This window comes from Nostoc sp. FACHB-190 (assembly GCF_014696905.1).
Lineage (GTDB): Bacteria > Cyanobacteriota > Cyanobacteriia > Cyanobacteriales > Nostocaceae > Nostoc_B.
Window position 1 is genome coordinate 21,527 of record NZ_JACJQW010000037.1, and the last position, 17,179, is coordinate 38,705.

Annotated in this window: 13 protein-coding genes; 11 read left to right on the top strand and 2 right to left on the bottom strand. The window is 42.9% G+C overall.

Features of this window, described 5'->3' with window-relative positions; genetic code table 11:
* Positions 1 to 157 precede the first annotated feature (157 nt).
* From H6G28_RS28545 to lpxD, 5 genes are all read left to right on the top strand, one after another.
* A complete protein-coding gene (locus H6G28_RS28545) occupies positions 158 to 352 on the top strand; it encodes a hypothetical protein (protein ID WP_190589010.1) in 195 nt (64 codons plus the stop codon).
* 204 nt (positions 353 to 556) lie between these two features.
* Entirely contained in the window at positions 557 to 721 is a 165-nt protein-coding gene (gene rd / locus H6G28_RS28550; protein WP_190676007.1) for a rubredoxin, read from the top strand.
* Between the two features lie 233 nt (positions 722 to 954).
* On the top strand, positions 955 to 2,232 hold the full coding sequence (locus tag H6G28_RS28555; protein ID WP_190676042.1) for a BaiN/RdsA family NAD(P)/FAD-dependent oxidoreductase: 1,278 nt from the start codon (positions 955 to 957) through the stop codon (positions 2,230 to 2,232).
* 203 nt (positions 2,233 to 2,435) lie between these two features.
* Positions 2,436 to 3,509, top strand: a complete 1,074-nt coding sequence (locus tag H6G28_RS28560) for a hypothetical protein (RefSeq protein WP_190676010.1) — start codon at positions 2,436 to 2,438, stop codon at positions 3,507 to 3,509.
* 143 nt (positions 3,510 to 3,652) lie between these two features.
* Complete coding sequence (gene lpxD, locus H6G28_RS28565; RefSeq protein WP_190676011.1) at positions 3,653 to 4,699, top strand: UDP-3-O-(3-hydroxymyristoyl)glucosamine N-acyltransferase; 1,047 nt, start codon at positions 3,653 to 3,655, stop codon at positions 4,697 to 4,699.
* 213 nt (positions 4,700 to 4,912) lie between these two features.
* On the opposite strand, the gene H6G28_RS28570 is transcribed toward lpxD, so the two are convergent.
* Entirely contained in the window at positions 4,913 to 5,818 is a 906-nt protein-coding gene (locus H6G28_RS28570) for a CoB--CoM heterodisulfide reductase iron-sulfur subunit B family protein (protein ID WP_190676013.1), read from the bottom strand.
* 316 nt (positions 5,819 to 6,134) lie between these two features.
* On the opposite strand from H6G28_RS28570, the gene H6G28_RS28575 reads away from it, so the two are divergent.
* The 5 genes from H6G28_RS28575 to H6G28_RS28595 all read left to right on the top strand — a co-directional run bounded on the left by H6G28_RS28575 (position 6,135) and on the right by H6G28_RS28595 (position 14,438).
* Positions 6,135 to 6,386, top strand: a complete 252-nt coding sequence (locus H6G28_RS28575) for an acyl carrier protein (RefSeq protein WP_190589000.1) — start codon at positions 6,135 to 6,137, stop codon at positions 6,384 to 6,386.
* Positions 6,387 to 6,533: 147 nt separating this feature from the next.
* The gene (gene fabF, locus H6G28_RS28580) at positions 6,534 to 7,781 is read left to right on the top strand and encodes a beta-ketoacyl-ACP synthase II (RefSeq protein ID WP_190676016.1); all 1,248 of its coding nucleotides are present in this window, start codon (positions 6,534 to 6,536) and stop codon (positions 7,779 to 7,781) included.
* 372 nt (positions 7,782 to 8,153) lie between these two features.
* Complete coding sequence (tkt, locus tag H6G28_RS28585; RefSeq protein ID WP_190588996.1) at positions 8,154 to 10,166, top strand: transketolase; 2,013 nt, start codon at positions 8,154 to 8,156, stop codon at positions 10,164 to 10,166.
* Positions 10,167 to 10,580: 414 nt separating this feature from the next.
* Entirely contained in the window at positions 10,581 to 11,012 is a 432-nt protein-coding gene (locus H6G28_RS28590; RefSeq protein ID WP_190588993.1) for a DUF6006 family protein, read from the top strand.
* 468 nt (positions 11,013 to 11,480) lie between these two features.
* On the top strand, positions 11,481 to 14,438 hold the full coding sequence (locus H6G28_RS28595) for a CHAT domain-containing tetratricopeptide repeat protein (RefSeq protein ID WP_313950012.1): 2,958 nt from the start codon (positions 11,481 to 11,483) through the stop codon (positions 14,436 to 14,438).
* Between the two features lie 231 nt (positions 14,439 to 14,669).
* Here H6G28_RS28595 and H6G28_RS28600 read toward each other — a convergent pair whose 3' ends face one another.
* Complete coding sequence (locus tag H6G28_RS28600) at positions 14,670 to 14,903, bottom strand: hypothetical protein (RefSeq protein ID WP_190588991.1); 234 nt, start codon at positions 14,901 to 14,903, stop codon at positions 14,670 to 14,672.
* A 160-nt stretch (positions 14,904 to 15,063) separates the two neighbouring features.
* Here H6G28_RS28600 and H6G28_RS28605 point away from each other — a divergent pair, with 160 nt between their 5' ends.
* Entirely contained in the window at positions 15,064 to 17,151 is a 2,088-nt protein-coding gene (locus tag H6G28_RS28605; RefSeq protein WP_190676018.1) for a flavin-dependent dehydrogenase, read from the top strand.
* Positions 17,152 to 17,179: the final 28 nt, after the last annotated feature.

Below are 17,179 nucleotides of genomic sequence, written 5' to 3' on the forward strand. Positions count from 1 at the left end.
ATAGGATTCATATTTGATTTATGAAAAAATACAGTACACCCAGATCAGGCTTATTTCCTACTCCCCACTCCCCACTCGCTACTTAATAAAGATAATTCCCAAAATCAAACCGCATTACTATAGAAGTGTAATAAATTTTGAATCAAAGGCACATTCCATGAATCAATCTTCCTTAAATCGTTGGCTAACTCAAGTTTTTGGAATGCTACTAGGCATTGGCATTACCATTTGGATTCTTAGGGGTTTTGGGCTTCTGACCTTTCTCCCAGGTGGAATCATTTGGTTGTTTATTTTAGGTGCGATCGCTGTGGCAATCATCAATTTCGCCCAAAGAACATGGTGGCGTTTCTAATCTAGAACTAATCAGCAAATTATGTGATTTTACTGAAATAAGGTTGTCGAAGCTGGTAGAAATACAACTTTTTCAACTTATTTGATTTTAGTTTTTTAAGAAATAAACACCATATAGAGAAAATGCGGAGGTTTGAGTACTGAGTGCTAAAGCAAAACCTCAATCATCCTGCAAAAATCATTTAATAAATTCAGGGAGAAAACAATGGAAACTTACGAATGCACAATTTGTGGCTACGTGTATGATCCAGAAGTGGGTGATCCTGATGGGGGAATTGCCCCAGGAACACCATTTGAAGATATCCCGGAAGATTGGGTGTGTCCCGTTTGCGGGGCGACAAAAGACCAATTTGAACCAGTAGAAGTGTAATTTGGGGAGTAGGGAGTAGGGAGTGGGAGAGACAGGGGAGACAAGGGGGACAAGGGAGACAAGGTATAGAACTGACGGATAAAAACAAAAAATCACGCGGTGAAATTCAGCCGAACTGTGTTGTGATTTCAAACCCTGACACCGAGTCTCCACAGAAAATATTTGTGCGTAAGCCCTAAGATAAAAGAACAAATGACTATTGACCATTGACTAATCAACGAGATTCTTTAAAATTGCAACCGTTACAAATTGTCGTTATTGGGGGTGGGGCTGCGGGATTTTTTGGTGCGATCGCTTGTGCTAATGCCAACCCCTACGCCCGTGTTATTTTACTCGAAGCCAGCCGTCAACCATTAGCCAAAGTCAGAATTTCTGGTGGTGGACGCTGCAATGTCACTCATGCTTGTTTTGAACCAGCCGCCTTAGTGGCGAATTACCCCAGAGGTGGAAAAGCTTTGCGGGGTGCTTTTAGTCGCTTTCAAGCGAAAGATACTATTTCTTGGTTTGCTAATCACGGAGTACCACTGAAAAAAGAAGCTGATGGACGCATGTTTCCAGTGACAGACACTTCAGAAACAATTGTGCAGTGTTTGATGAATGCAGCTGAAGACAATGGGGTAGAACTGCGGACTGGTACACCAGTTGTCTCAGTGAAACGATTACCCCAGAAAACTTCCTACTCCCCACTCCCCACTCCCCACTCCCCACTCAGCACTCAGTTTGAAGTTTATTTGAAATCAGGTGAAACTTTAAAATGCGATCGCCTACTATTAGCCACTGGTAGTAACCCCATCGGTTATAAAATTGCCCAAGAATTTGGTCATCAAATTGAACCACCCGCGCCTTCACTATTTACCTTTAACATTCCTGACCCTAATTTGCGGGCTTTAAGCGGTGTGAGTATGAATCCAGTGCGTTTGCGGCTGTCTGTTCCCCAACAACCAGCCTTAGAACAAATAGGGCCGTTGCTGATTACCCATTGGGGTGTGAGTGGCCCGGCGGTGTTGAAACTTTCGGCTTGGGGGGCGAGAATGTTGTATGACAATCGTTATCAAGCCACTTTAACAATTAACTGGCTACCTGATTTATCACAAGAAGAAGTCCGGGAAAAAATTGTAGCAGTTAAAAATGAGTGGGGAAGAAAAGCGATCGCCTTACATCGAGGAATTGATTTACCCCATCGTCTTTGGCAATACTTGATCAACCGAGTCGATATTAATACGGAACTTCGTTGGGCAGAAATCCCTAACAAAACCCTAAATCAATTAGTGCAAGAAATTTCCCAGGGTAAATACTTAATTAATGGCAAAGGTGCTTTCAAAGAAGAATTTGTTACCTGTGGTGGGGTTAGCCTTAAAGAAGTAAATTTTAAAACAATGGAGAGTAAATTAACTACTGACCTTTACTTTGCCGGTGAGATTTTAGATATTGATGGGATTACAGGTGGATTTAACTTCCAAAGTGCCTGGACAACGGCTTATTTAGCAGGTTTAGCAATGGCAGAAAATTAATAAAAACTACAGAATCCCGAATGTGAGCTATCTAAGTACTGTATCCTTTGTTTTACTGTGAAGAAGTGGGAATAATATTTCAGTAATGCTACATCAACCGTAACAAATAATACTTGTTTTCAAGCATTTCTCTCATTGTCACTCCACATTTGCAGCAGCCACCCTAGAGTAAGCGATTTTTCGCATTTTTTGTTGAAGGGTGTATGTCAAACTACCAATCTACTCTGTCTGAAATTACATTGCAGGGCAGTCAATATATGCTGCATGGCTTTCCCGTATTAGGAATGCCATCTCAAGAACGTGCCGTTAAATACTTCAGTCTGAATCCATTTCTCCCAGATGCCCAGAATCGTTGTCCGGTTGAATGTGCTTATTGTGTCTGTCACCAAGACCGGGAATGGCATCATCATCCAGAAAGCTTTGAGAATAATGTCACCCCGGCTGACCTAATTGATCGTTTATTAGACCGGATTTTTGCCACCCCAGAAGGACAAAAAGGCTATCCCATTTCCTTATGTGACTATTCTGATCCGTTCATTCCAGCCCATCGGGAACGTGTATTGTCAATCCTCGATGCACTGATTGACCGTCAAGCCGCCAACATGGTCTACATCACCACCAAAGTTCATCCAGGTCAAGCATTTCTCGAACGTTTAAAAGCTACCTTAGCCAGGACAAATGCGCTGCGAGTCACAGTTTTTGTGAGTTTACCACCTTTGAAACCTGGTTATGAACAAGCCTCGATTCCAGGAAGAGTCAGGCTGTTACAAGATTTAGTCCAACTGGGTATTCCTTGCTGCTGGTATCTGCGTCCTTTAGTAGAACAGTGGTTTGATGAAGCGTTGATGTGGCAATTAGCACGTACACTTTTACCCTACGTCGCCCATCATGTAATTTTGTCTGGGATTGTCATGTCGGAAGAAATTGAAGAGAGTTTATTAAAACAAGGTTTGATAGTACCCCAATGGGATCGTACACAACCAGGGCGCAAACAACTTTTATCAGCAAAATTTGAGTCGCAATTGCGTTCTATTCTCAGCACAGTAGCCAGTGAACACAATATTTCCCTTGGCCCAGTCATGGGACATCGACTCTGTGGTACAAATGGTAATCATGCTTACGGTTGTTTGATGTGTGCTAAACAAAACCGTTATTGCCAACTGTTTCAGCTGCATCACTACGGTGAAACGATCACGGCTGAAGATAATCAACGATTAAAAGTCCTGTTGCGGCAGAATCTCCAACCTAAAGTGCCATCAGCCGAAGAATGCCATTAAAAATACACTATTTAGAATTAGAATTCAGAATTTATTAATGGGGGATGCAAATCCCCTATTTTCTTGTTTACAGGACTTACGCACCAAGATAGTCTGTAGAGACAATAATCTTGCTTGCGACAAGTTTTCAATTAACCTAAAAAATGAAATTCAGCGAAATCATCAGCCAATTCAGGGAAATTACCACTAATAACAGTCTGATAACTTACCCAGACCAAGATATAGACATCACCGGGATAGCAGCGATTGATGAAGCCATCACTGGGACTATCAGTTATGTCGAAGGTAGTAAATTTGCGTCTTTAATTAATAAGACAAACGCAAGTGCTTTAATTCTGCCCGAAGATCCAACTTTGCAAACTCAAGCCCAAGAACGTGGGATTCCTTGGGTAAGTACAAAAGAACCAAGACTCTTATTTGCCAAGGTTTTGACTCTGTTTTATCAACCATATCGCCCCAGTCCAGAAATTCATCCGACGGCGGTGATTCATCCCACCGCAAAGATTGGTCATGATGTTTACATCGGCCCCCACGCAGTAGTACAAGAACGGGTGGAAATTGGCAATTATGCGATTATTCATCCGAATGTTGTAATTTATCCAGATGTCAAAATTGGCGATCGCACTACCTTACACGCTAACTGTACAATTCACGAACGCAGCCAAATCGGTGCAGATTGCGTAGTTCACAGTGGCGCTGTAATTGGTGCAGAAGGTTTTGGCTTTGTACCTACCCGCACTGGTTGGTTCAAAATGGAACAATCAGGCTACACAGTACTAGAAGATGGTGTAGAAATTGGCTGTAACAGTGCGGTTGACCGTCCAGCAGTCGGTGAGACGAGAATTGGTAAAGATACCAAAATTGACAACTTAGTACAAATCGGGCATGGTTGCCAAATTGGTGTGGCTTGCGCGATCGCCGGTCAAGCCGGGATGGCTGGCGGTGTAACATTGGGTAATCGCGTGATTTTAGCAGGACAAGTGGGAGTTGCCAATCAAGCTAAAATTGGTGATGGAGCAACCATCTCGGCTCAAAGTGGCGTTCTGCACAATGTTGACCCAGGAGATATTGTCTCTGGCACTCCTGCGGTTCCTCATAAGGTATATCTTAAAGTAGCTAGTATTTACAGCCGTTTTCCAGAGATGTATCAGTTTTTTAGACAACTACAACGTCAATTAGGGCAAAAATAAGTGGTAATTAGAAAGGCAAAAGTAATAGGACTGACGCAATTGTCAGATTTTTTTCGTTGAGCCTGTCAAGAGTCAATGGTCAATAGTCGAAAAAAACCTTGATTTTTGACCATTGACTCTTGTACCAGAAAATAGGTGTGGTAGTACAACAAGGCAAAAGTAAAAGGTCAAAAAGAAAAAGAAAATAATTTTTACTTTTACCTTGATCAATGATCAATATCCCAATTTTTCTAAAACTGGTTTTGTCGAAACAATATGTCTTTCTAACCCAAGTTCTTCAGGTTTAACTCCTAGTGCTAAAGCAATTAACTGCGGTAAATGTAATACTGGCAAACCTAACTTTTTGCCAATGACTTTTTCTACTTCTGGTTGACGAGAATCTAAATTTAAATGGCACAACGGACAAGGTGTCACTAAACAATCAGCCCCATTTGCTATGGCTTCTTGAATGTGCATTCCTGCCATTTTAAAAGATTCATTGGTGGCGTAACTAGCCAACGGCCAGCCACAACATTGGGTGCGACCACGATAATAAATTGGTGTTGCACCCACAGCCCGAAACACATTTTCCATTGCTTCTGGTTGGAAAGGATCATCTAATAGCATGGTTTTTTGTCCACGCAACAGATAGCAACCGTAAAAAGCAGCACATTTTAAATTGGTTAACTTGCGGGTGACGCGCTGGCTAATTTCCTCCAAGCCATAATCTTTGACCAAAGCATAAAGCAAATGTGTTACTTCTGTACTGCCCTGATAAGGCGAACAACCTTCTTTTTTGAGTAAGCCATTTACTTGGTCAACGTAAATCGGATTAGTATTTTGGCAATCTTTTAGGCGTTCATTAACATGACCAATGACACCTTGACAGGTACTACAATGAGTGAGTAGTGGAAGATTTAAGGATTCTGCTAAAGCAATATTTCTGGCGTTGACAGTATCTTCCAACAATTGAGAATCTTCTTTAAATGTGCCGGAACCACAGCAAGCAGCTTTTTTGAGTTCAATCAATTCAATTCCTAAAGCTTGCGTGAGGGCTTGAGTCGATTGATACAGTTCTCGACAAGCACCTTGGGCAACACAACCTGGAAAGTAAGCGTATTTCAGCGTTGAAGTAATCATAAAAATAAAAGGAACTAGGGGTTAGGGACTAGAGGCTAGTCTTGTTTGTTACACAACACTCGGCACTAGGAATTTATTTGGACATTAGTCAAAAAAATAGTAACAATTAGTAAGTAGAAGCATTTATACAGTGTAGGCGATCGCCAAAATTGTCATACTACCTGATCTAACCCTGGGGGGCTAGGGAAAAAGTTTTCGAGAAGAAAATACTTCGGTAGTATACGGGCGATCGCGCTTTCCGATAAGATGTATATGCTCAAAAACCATGTCACTCATCAAGAGCGGCTAATAGCAACTGGTCAAGGAATTTTATTGTATGAGCCAAAAAGATACTTTTGAAAAGGTCAAGAAAAGCGTCGCTGATCAACTAAGTGTTGACGAGGAAAAGATTACTCCCAAATCTAATTTTATCGATGATCTAGGTGCTGATTCCCTGGATCTCGTCGAGCTAGTTATGGCTTTTGAAGAAGAATTCGAGATTGAAATTCCTGATGAAGCCGCCGAAAAGATTTTGACAGTCCAAGATGCGGTTGATTACATTAACAATCAAGTTGCCACATCCGCTTAAGAAAGTGCTGAGTCAAAAGTGCTGAGTGCTGAGTAGTCAAGAGTTAAGAATTATTTTATCTTTCTCACTTAGTCTTCCTACTTAAAAACTCAGCACTCAGCACTCAGCACTCTCATTTGCAGCTTTCTCGCTACCTTTAACTGAGTCATGACAGATTATATACGTAAACGTGTTGTGGTAACTGGTGTTGGCGCGATTACACCTATTGGCAACACACCGACTGAATATTGGGAAGGATTAGTCAGTGGACGCAATGGTATAGACTACATCACCCATTTTGATGCGTCCAGCCATGATTGTCGCATTGCTGGTGAAGTCAAAAACTTCGATCCACATGCTTATCTAGAGCGCAAAGAAGTCAAGCGGATGGATCGATTTTCACAGTTTGGGGTTTCAGCAGCAAAACAGGCATTAGCGGATGCAAATCTGGTAATTAACGAGCTAAACGCAGAACAGATAGGGGTGGTCATTGGTTCTGGCGTAGGTGGGATTAAGGTATTAGAAGACCAGCAAACAGTCTACCTGAACCGTGGCCCCGATCGCTGTAGTCCCTTCATGATCCCAATGATGATTGCTAACATGGCAGCTGGATTGACAGCCATTCACACTGGTGCAAAAGGGCCAAACAACTGTACCGTGACTGCTTGTGCTGCTGGTTCCAATGCCATCGGGGATGCTTTTCGCCTGATTCAAGGAGGATACGCTCAAGCTATGATTTGTGGTGGCTGTGAAGCAGCAATTACACCCTTATCTTTAGCTGGATTTGCTGCCTGTAAAGCTTTGTCTTTCCGCAATGATGATCCGACTTATGCGTGCCGTCCCTTTGATCGCGATCGCGATGGATTTGTCATGGGTGAAGGTGCGGGAATTTTAATTTTAGAAGAACTGCAACACGCTCTCAGTCGTGGCGCACGCATTTATGGGGAAATGATTGGTTATGCGATGACTTGTGATGCTTATCACATGACCTCCCCGGTTCCCGGTGGTGAAGGTGCAGCTAGAGCCATTCAACTAGCACTCAAAGATGCAGGTATTACCCCAGAACAAGTAACCTACATCAACGCGCATGGCACAAGTACTCCAGCCAACGATGCCAACGAAACCAAAGCCATCAAAAAAGCCTTGGGCGAACATGCTTATAAAATAGCGGTTAGCTCTACAAAATCAATGACAGGTCATTTGTTGGGTGGTTCTGGTGGTATTGAAGCCGTTGCAACTGTATTGGCGATCGCCAACGAAAAAATTCCCCCAACCATTAATCTCGAAAATCCTGACGCTGAGTGTGACTTGGATTATGTGCCTCACACCAGCCGCGCCCAAACCATTGAAGTGGCGCTGTCCAATTCCTTTGGCTTTGGTGGCCATAATGTTACCTTAGTCTTCAAAAAGTACTGAGTGATGAGTAATGAGTACTGAGTGATGAGTAATGAGTAATAAGTGTAGGATTAATACTTCACACTTCGTACTTCTCCTCAGATTTGCCAGACAAAAGTATCATAGATATCATTCCCAGCTGAACCAAGGGTTCAGCATAACCAATATTCTCAGGTCGATTAATTACCATAAACTCAGGAGATCCCGCTTGTCCATCGCCAATCGGGAATGGGATGATGAGGATACGGTAGGGGAATACCTATCAGTTATCAGTAATCAGTTCAGAGCAGTAGTAAATTCTATTTTGATAACTGTTAACTGTTAACTGTTCTAACAACCCCGGTAAATGAGAAGATCGCAGAGTGCTAACCCGTCGTTAAAAACAATCTTATTATGGCTGTTGCAACCCAATCCCTCGAAGAACTGTGTATTAACTCAATCCGCTTCTTGGCTGTCGATGCTATAGAAAAGGCAAAATCGGGACACCCAGGGCTGCCGATGGGCGCTGCTCCAATGGCATTTGTGCTATGGGATCGCTTCATGCGGTATAACCCCAAAAATCCCAAGTGGTTTAACCGCGATCGCTTTGTCTTGTCGGCTGGTCATGGCTCGATGTTACAGTATGCACTGCTGTACTTAGCAGGTTATGACAGTGTAAGTATCGAAGATATCAAGCAATTTCGTCAGTGGGAATCTAAAACCCCTGGACACCCAGAAAACTTTGTTACCCCAGGGGTAGAAGTTACCACTGGCCCTTTAGGACAAGGTATTGCCAACGGAGTTGGTTTAGCCATCGCTGAAGCACATCTGGCAGCTAAATTCAACAAACCCGATGCCAAAATTGTTGACCATTATACTTATGTCATTCTCGGTGATGGTTGCAACATGGAAGGTGTTTCTGGTGAAGCAGCTTCCCTGGCTGGACACTTGGGCTTAGGTAAACTCATCGCCCTTTATGATGACAACCACATCTCTATTGATGGTTCTACAGATGTGGCATTTACAGAGGATGTTTCTAAGCGTTTTGAAGCTTATGGCTGGCATGTGCTTCATGTGGAAGATGGTAACACCGATTTAGCAGCCATCCACAAAGCCATTGAAGCAGCAAAAGCTGTCACCGACAAACCATCAATGATTAAGGTGACAACCACCATTGGTTATGGTTCTCCTAACAAAGCCAACACTGCTGGGATTCACGGTGCAGCTTTAGGTGGAGATGAAGTAGAATTAACCCGGAAAAATCTGGGTTGGGAAAACGAGCCATTTGTGATTCCGCAAGATGTTCTCAACCATACCCGCAAAGCAGTAGAACGCGGTGCAGGTTACGAAGCTGACTGGAACAAAGCATTTGCTGACTACAAAGCTAAGTATCCTCAAGAAGCGGCTGAATTTGAGCGTTATATCAGTGGCAAACTAGCTGATGGTTGGGATAAAGTACTCCCCACCTACACCCCTGAAGATAAAGGCTTACCCACCCGTAAACATTCCGAAACCTGCCTCAACAAATTGGCTGCGGTTTTACCTGAATTGATTGGTGGTTCCGCCGACTTAACCCACTCCAACTTGACCGAAATCAAGGGTAAAGGCGACTTCCAAAAAGGACAATACCAAAACCCCAACATTCACTTTGGTGTGCGGGAACATGCAATGGGCGCAATTTGTAACGGTATTGCCTTGCATGATTCAGGGTTGATTCCTTACGGTGCTACCTTCCTGATCTTCACCGACTATATGCGGGCGGCTATTCGCTTATCTGCCTTGTCTTTAGCAGGATCGATTTGGGTAATGACTCATGACTCCATCGGTCAAGGTGAAGACGGCCCCACCCACCAACCAATCGAAACCCTCGCTTCCTTGCGTGCTATTCCTAACTTGACAGTGATTCGTCCCGCCGATGGTAACGAAACCTCTGGTGCATACAAAGTAGCGATTGAAAGAGCAAAACAAAATGATCCTACTTTGTTGGCGTTAACTCGGCAAAACGTTCCTAACTTAGCAGGTACATCTATTGAAGGTGTAGCTAAGGGTGGATACACTGTTGTTGATTCTGAAGGTACACCAGAATTAATCATCATTGGTACTGGTTCAGAATTGAATCTTGCTGTTACTGCTGCTGAGAAACTCACAGCCGAAGGTAAGAAAGTACGTGTTGTCTCCTTACCAGCTTGGGATTTATTTGAAGCACAAGACGCAGCTTATAAAGAATCTGTTCTGCCAAAAGCTGTCACCAAGCGTTTAGCTGTAGAAGCTGCTTCTAGTTTTGGCTGGCACAAGTACATTGGTACTGACGGCGATACTGTTACCATTGACCGCTTTGGTGCTTCTGCGCCTGGTGGCGTTTGTTTAGAAAAATTTGGCTTTAGCGTTGATAACGTATTAGCTAAAGCTAAACAATTGTTGGGTTAATCGCAACAGCCAACATATTCTCTTAATTTGCCAGGGTGGGTAATTTACCTGCCCTTTTTTTGTTGTTCATAGGACTTGTATACAAACGAAAAATCCAGGTTTGGAGAGAGGGTTTAGGGGTGTATTTATCTAAAACCCTTACACCCTCTCTCCACAGAAAATCTTTGTGCGTAATACCATTTTGGATTTTAGATTTTGCGAAAAGTTGCGTGGGCGGGTTCCCCGACTTGAGCAAACTTTTCAAGACAGATTTTGGATTGAGACAGGCTTTACTGGTAAGCTTTTGAGCAATTCATTTGTCGCAATCATTCTTCAATTTGGTATAAGCCTTAAATTATGTTGCATAAACGCTAAGACCGATACATATAGATTAAATGAAAAGTACAGATTAAATTTCCGTATTGGTGAAGCATCATGAAAAACATTACAAAGTGGCTTTTAGGCTTGGCGATCGCACCTGCTGGTTTATTGTTATTATCTAGTCACACTCAAGCTAGTCAAGTTGCAGGTGAGTGGTTCTTTGGTTTTTGGGATTGTAACATTGACGGTAGATCAGCCCGAATGGAATGGAAAGTAGTAGATGACCCCCAAACTAGTTGCAATGGGAATATTTGCTCTACTACTTCTGGTGTGCGTTTAATTGGGCGGTTCAGTGATAACGGTAGCGCGTGGGTTCCTTTAGCAAAACGTTTTTCTAGCAACCGCAGACAAGATTTAGGTATTCGTTATTTAGGCGCAGAACAAGATGATTGGTATCTGAAATACAACAGTCAAACTCGACGCGCAGAGGGTTGGACAACCTGGCGCGGTAATCGCTATCCATTACAATGTCGTAAGCGCAGATAAGTGGTAGTAACCTAACATTTGCTGTTCAAAGAATGAACGTTCGAGTTCTGAAGGCAAAGTTTCAGCCTTTTGACTCGAACGTTGAGGTTCTGAGGGTTAACGTTGAGGCTTTGAGGTGGAAGTGTCAGGAAATTTTCTGTGTTGGGTGTTTTGAGATGTGAGATTTTTTCACGCAGAGGCAAGGCAGCGCGTTGGGCGGCTCTGCCGACTTGAAGCGACTGCCGCGCAAAGGCGCAGAGAGGAATAGGAGAGTTTTTGATTTTTTTGACAATTGCTTTGCGAAAATTGCTGAGTCCGGCATGATTTACTTAACAGTCATCAGTGAACAGTAATCAGCAATATATTTTGAAGTCCCTCACTTCTAAAAAGTGGTAGTTAACAACAGTCAAATCTCCAACTAAAACCCTGATAACTGTTAACTGTTAACTGTTAACTGATAACTGACTTATACAAGCTTGTAGGTTGACTGTGAAAAAGTTATTCAGTGCGATTAATACTGCGGGTATTTGTCTTGCACCTTGGATGGTAGCAGGTGTAATAACAACAGGGTTAGTTTTGAGTACACCCGTCATAGGAATAGGACAACAACAAACCCCCACATATTCAGCCGAGCAACAAGCCGCTTTAAAGGAAGCGGAAGAACTTTATAAACAAACATTAAAGTTATACCAAGAAGGTAAATACAGTACTGCCGTTCCTCTAATAAAACGTGCATTGGCTATCCAAGAAAAGGTGTTAGGTCAAGAACATCCCAGTGTCGCTACTAGCTTGTATGTTTTGGCAGGACTTTATATTGTCCAGGGAAAATATGAACCAGCTGAACCTCTATATCTCCGTATTCTAGCTATGCAAGAGAAGGTGCTGGGTCAAGAACATCCCGATATCGTTACTAGTGTGATGAATTTAGCAGCACTATACATTTTACAGGGTAAACATACACAAGCCGAACCTCTGTATCTCCGCGCTTTAGCTATCCAAGAAAAGGTGCTAGGTCAGGAACATCCCAATGTCGCCACCAGCTTGATTAATTTTGCACAACTATATCAATTGCAGGGGAATTATGCACAAGCGGAACCTCTTCTACAACGCGCACTAGCTATTAGACAGAAGGTATTGGGTCAGGAACATCCTGATATCGCCACTAGTTTGGATAATTTGGCAGCAGTATATCAAGCACAGGGGAACTATGCACAGGCAGAACCTCTTCTACAACGCGCACTAGCTATTAGACAGAAGGTATTGGGTCAGGAGCATCCTGATGTCGCTACTAGCTTGAATAGTTTGGCAGCATTGTATCAAGCACAGAAGAAATATTCACAGGCAGAACCTTTGTACCTGCGTTCCCTCGCCCTCTTAGAGAAAGTACTTGGTCGGGAAAATCGCTCTGTCAATAACTTGAGTTATATCACTGTCGCCACTAGTTTGAATGGTTTGGCTCTAATATATTACTCCCAGGGGAAATATCAACAAGCAGAACCTTTGTACCTGCGTTCCCTCGCTCTCGTGGAAAAGGTGCTGGGTAAGGAAAATCCTTCTATTGCTAATAGCTTGAATGGTTTGGCTCTAATATATTCCTCCCAGGGAAAATATCAACAAGCAAAACCTTTGTACCTGCGTTCCCTCGCTCTCGTGGAGAAGGTACAGGGTAAAAAACATCCTAATGTCGCTACTATCTTGATTAATTTGGCAGCACTATATTATTTAGATGGTGATATTGCTCGTGCTACCGATTACTTTCAGCGTGGGTTAGAAATTCAAACACAAAATCTCAATCTAATTTTTGCTGTCGGCTCAGAAAAAAGCAAACAGGATTACATTCGGAATTTTCTAGGAACAACTGATTCTGCTGTTTCTCTATCTGTACAAGAATTTCGCAATAATTCAACAGCCGCATCCCTAGCACTAACTACTGTACTCCGTCGCAAAGGGTTGGTGTTAGATGCCGTAGCTGACAGTATCCAAATCTTACGCTCTAAACTTGATAAAAACCCCGAAACTCAAAAATTATTCGCTCAATGGCTGCAAATACAACAGCAACTCTCAGCCTTAATCTACTCTCAGCCAGAAAAACAAACCGCTAACCTAAAAACTCAACTAGAAAAACTGGAAGCCGAAAAAGAAAAGTTAGAAGCAGCTATCAGTGTTAAAAGTGCCGAATTTCGCCAGCAAACCCAACCAGTAGAACTCAGTGCAATTCAAGCCAAGATGCCTAAAGATGCAGCCTTGGTAGAAATTGTCCAATATCAACCATATAATATCAAAGCTAAAACAGATGCTCAAAGATACGGTAAACCGCGTTATGCGGCGGCGGTGTTGCGTTCTTCTGGTGAACCGAAGTGGGTTGATTTAGGTGAAGCCGCAGAAATTGATAAGTTAGCCATAGATTTTCGTGCAGCGTTAGCCACAGGTAAAATATTTAAAAAACTCGCCCGCACTTTAGATGCAAAATTAATTGCACCCATTCGTCCTTTATTGGGTGATGCCAGTCATATTTTAATTTCGCCTGATGGGCAATTAACATTAATTCCCTTTGAAGCTCTCAGAGATGAGCAAGATAAATTTTTAATTCAAAATTATGCTTTTTCTTACCTCACCAGTGGAAGGGATTTGTTGCGTTTCAACTCAAATGTTAAAAATGCTTCTGCACCTGTGGTATTGGCAGATATTGACTACAACCAAACCCAAACTGTCGCCTCAGCCAAACCATCTGGTGTACGCGGTTCCCAAAATCGCCGTTCTGGTGAGTTAGCTAACCTAGAATTTGAATCATTACCTGCAACTAAGGAGGAAGCCGCAGCGATTAAAAAGATTTTACCAAATGCCAAGTTACTGTTAGGTAAAGATGCCACAGAAACGGCTGTTAAACAATTACAAAACCCTAGCATTTTACACTTGGCAACTCACGGTTTCTTTATTGCTGATGTGGAACAAAATCTCAACGCCTCAGCAGATTTGGAATTAACACCAAGTCAACCGAAGATTTTAGAAGTGGAAAATCCACTGTTGCGTTCTGGGTTGGCGTTGGCTGGGTTTAATCAACGCAAGCAAGCGACAAATAACAATGATGATGGTGTGCTAACGGCGTTGGAGGTGGCGGGTTTAGATTTGCGTTCTAATCAATTAGTTGTACTTTCTGCTTGCGACACTGGTAATGGTGATGTGAAAGTTGGCGATGGTGTTTATGGTTTGCGTCGGGCTTTGGTAATTGCTGGTTCGCAAACTCAAGTTTTAAGTCTGTGGCTGGTGGATGATACGGCGACAAAGGAATTGATGGTGAAGTATTATCAAAATTTGCAAGCCGGAAAGGGGAGACATGAGGCTTTACGGTCTGCACAGTTGGATTTGCTCAATAGTCAAGAGTACAGCGAACCACAATTTTGGGCGGCGTTTGTTCCTTCTGGTAATTGGACTGCTTTAGGCAAATAGTGGGCTTTCAATCAATACAGTTCAGTTAATAGCAAGTTAGGCAAGAATATTGAGTTTCGCTACGCTTTAACGCCACTTTAACGACAGTCGCCTCAAGTTGGGGAACCCGCCCACGTAAGTGCTTCCCCAACCTATGCCGAAATAGTATTAATTTAGTTATCAGGAGTGCAAGGTTAGAGTGCTGAGTAAAAATCTTCCCCCTGACTTGGTTGGTGGGCGTAGCCTACCGCCTTAAGTAAAACTCTCCCAGGCTTGAGCGAGCAGTTGACTTAGCCAACGGCGTTGCTGTCTATCTAGCAATGGATCATCTTCGAGGACTTGTGCGGTTAAGTCTTCTAAAGATTTACCTTGAGAACGGACAATTTTAATTACTCCTGCGATCGCGGAAGCTACAAGTTCTTCATCAATGGGCTTTTGTTGTAACGCAAGAATATCTTGGGGGCTATCTGGAATGGGATAATTCATGGCGTGGGTTTACAAAGTTACAAAATGGAAAAAAAAATTGACAAATTATTAAAAGTTCTTTACAGAATCTTTATTTGAGTAATAGGGCGGAGTCTACAGGAATTTTCGCAGTTAATAAATCTGCCGAAATGAGTATTTTAAGCGGAGATGTCAACGAAACATGAAAGAAGTCCTTTATTTAGAAGTGCCAATTCCAGACACAACAGCAGTACGTCAATGGCTACAAGTGGATTTTCAACCAGGATTTGGCGAAAAATCACTGACTCCAGATGGCTTTTGCCTGAAATTACCTACAGACTATACAGCATCTGACCAGACTATTTCCGAAAAATTACCGACAGAACTATCAATTTTTGTGTGGTCAGTCCAGAGAACTACTTATTTAAAGGTCTTCCGTTGGTCAGATCAGCCTTTCCCCCAAGAGAAGGAGATTTTACTCCGCCTAAAGAAAGAAATTAGACAGCGTTTTCCCCATCAGTACCCCAAGCCACCGGTGATTGATTTATCCCAACAATCAATTTTTGAAGCGTTAGCATCTGATTACCCACTCACGGTTAAATATTTTCAGAAAATGCCGAATGGGGAATACGATCTCACACGCGCCTATTGGTGGGAACAACGCTGGCGTGAAGGTGTGCGTCATCCCCAAGCGCCGCGTCAGGTAGTGTTTACCAATCCAAAATCTCAAAGCCAAAATCCCAAATTAGATTACGATTTGATTTACATCGGTGGCGCATTAGGGGTTGTCCATGCGGCAGTGATGGCTAAATTGGGATATAAAGTGCTGTTGGTGGAACGTTTGCCTTTTGGCAAGATGAACCGCGAATGGAATATTTCGCGTGATGAACTGCAAAGCTTATTAAATCTGGGTTTGGTGACAAGCAGCGAGTTAGAAAGCATTATTGTCAGGGAATATAAAGACGGATTTAATAAATTTTTTGATGGGAATAATCCGCCAAAATTGCGATCGCCAATTCTCCACACGCCCACAGTCTTGAATATTGCCCTAGATTCTGAAAAATGGCTGCAACTGTGCGGACAGAAGCTACGGGCGGCTGGTGGTGAGATTTGGGACGAAACCGAATTTCTCCGCGCCGATATTGATAATTCTCAAGTTGTCGCTACAGTTCAAGCATTACCCAGCCAAACAGAAAAGCAAGCCACTGGGCGGTTGTTAGTTGATGCAATGGGAACCGCTTCACCAATTGCATGGCAATTAAATGGTGGTAGGGCTTTTGATAGTGTTTGTCCAACTGTGGGTGCAGTGGTTGATGGCGGATTTGAACCACAAGTTTGGGATTCTCAATATGGTGATGTGCTGTACAGTCACGGCGATATTTCGCGGGGGAGACAGTTGATTTGGGAATTGTTTCCTGGCGCGGGTGAGGAACTAACCATTTATTTGTTTCACTACCACGAAGTCAACCCCGACAATCCCGGTTCTCTGTTGGAGATGTATGAGGATTTTTTCACAATTTTGCCAGAGTATCGGCGCTGCGATCTGGATAAATTGGTGTGGAAAAAGCCGACATTTGGCTATATTCCAGGGCATTTTAGTGTGAATGGTAGCGATCGCAAAGTTGCCTTTGATAGATTAATTGCGATCGGTGATGCGGCTTCTTTACAATCTCCCTTGGTATTTACAGGCTTTGGTTCTTTGGTGCGGAACTTAGAACGGTTGACAACTTTATTAGATACCGCCCTCAAACATGACTTATTAAGTTTTCGTCACCTCAACCAAATTCGCGCTTATCAAAGCAATGTCTCAATTACTTGGCTATTTTCTAAAGGGATGATGGTTCCCACAGGGAAATTCATTTCACCCCAGCGCATTAACTCGATGCTGAATACTTTCTTTGGGTTATTAGCCAGTGAACCGCCAGAGGTTGCGGATAATTTCATCAAAGATAGATGTGATTGGTTCACCTTTAACCGCCTCGCACTCAAAGCCGCCCGTAAAAACCCCGCCTTGCTGTTGTGGATTTGGGAACTAGCTGGCCCTAAAGATTTATTCAGATGGCTGGGTAGTTATTTTAACTTTAGTAAATATGCTTTAGTTAGTGCGGTGTTGAGTTCTTGGTTTCCACGCTTCCTGGAACAAATTCAACCTTGGCTCGAACCTCGAAACCCAGGATTGTGGTTACAATTATTAGCACTACGTTACGTAATTACCACAGGTAAACCGCGATCGCCCAATCAAACATCCACCATCAACCCAGAAGCGGTAATTCCAATTCGTAATTCTTAACAAAGGCAGGAGGCCGCAGGACGGTTTT